Source organism: Lysinibacillus sp. BF-4, from assembly GCF_000743635.1.
GTDB lineage: Bacteria > Bacillota > Bacilli > Bacillales_A > Planococcaceae > Metalysinibacillus > Metalysinibacillus saudimassiliensis.
This window is the reverse complement of sequence record NZ_JPUW01000102.1, coordinates 1-829: the sequence shown is the minus strand read 5'-3', so window position 1 is coordinate 829 and position 829 is coordinate 1. Positions and strand designations below refer to the sequence as shown.

General features: G+C 53.1%; 1 rRNA gene. It reads left to right on the top strand.

Annotated elements, in window-relative coordinates:
* A 23S ribosomal RNA gene (locus tag CH76_RS13335) occupies positions 1-791 on the top strand; the annotation flags it as partial.
* Positions 792-829: the final 38 nt, after the last annotated feature.

The following is an 829-nucleotide window of genomic DNA, read 5'->3' as shown; positions in this document are numbered from 1 at the left end:
TGTACAGCATAGGTAGGAGCCAGAGAAGTCGGAGCGCTAGCTTCGATGGAGGCGTCTATGGGATACTACCCTGGTTGTATTGAACTTCTAACCCATGCCCCTTAGCGGGGCAGGAGACAGTGTCAGGTGGACAGTTTGACTGGGGCGGTCGCCTCCTAAAGAGTAACGGAGGCGCCCAAAGGTTCCCTCAGAATGGTTGGAAATCATTCGTAGAGTGTAAAGGCACAAGGGAGCTTGACTGCGAGACCTACAAGTCGAGCAGGGTCGAAAGACGGGCTTAGTGATCCGGTGGTTCCGCATGGAAGGGCCATCGCTCAACGGATAAAAGCTACCCCGGGGATAACAGGCTTATCTCCCCCAAGAGTCCACATCGACGGGGAGGTTTGGCACCTCGATGTCGGCTCATCGCATCCTGGGGCTGTAGTCGGTCCCAAGGGTTGGGCTGTTCGCCCATTAAAGCGGTACGCGAGCTGGGTTCAGAACGTCGTGAGACAGTTCGGTCCCTATCCGTCGTGGGCGTAGGAAATTTGAGAGGAGCTGTCCTTAGTACGAGAGGACCGGGATGGACACACCGCTGGTGTACCAGTTGTTCTGCCAAGAGCATCGCTGGGTAGCTATGTGTGGACGGGATAAGTGCTGAAAGCATCTAAGCATGAAGCCCCCCTCAAGATGAGATTTCCCATTACGCAAGTAAGTAAGACCCCTTGAAGACGACAAGGTAGATAGGTTCGGCGTGGAAGTGTGGCGACATACGGAGCTGACGAATACTAATCGGTCGAGGACTTAACCAAAAGCTTTTATAATATCAATGAAGTTTATCCAGTTTTGA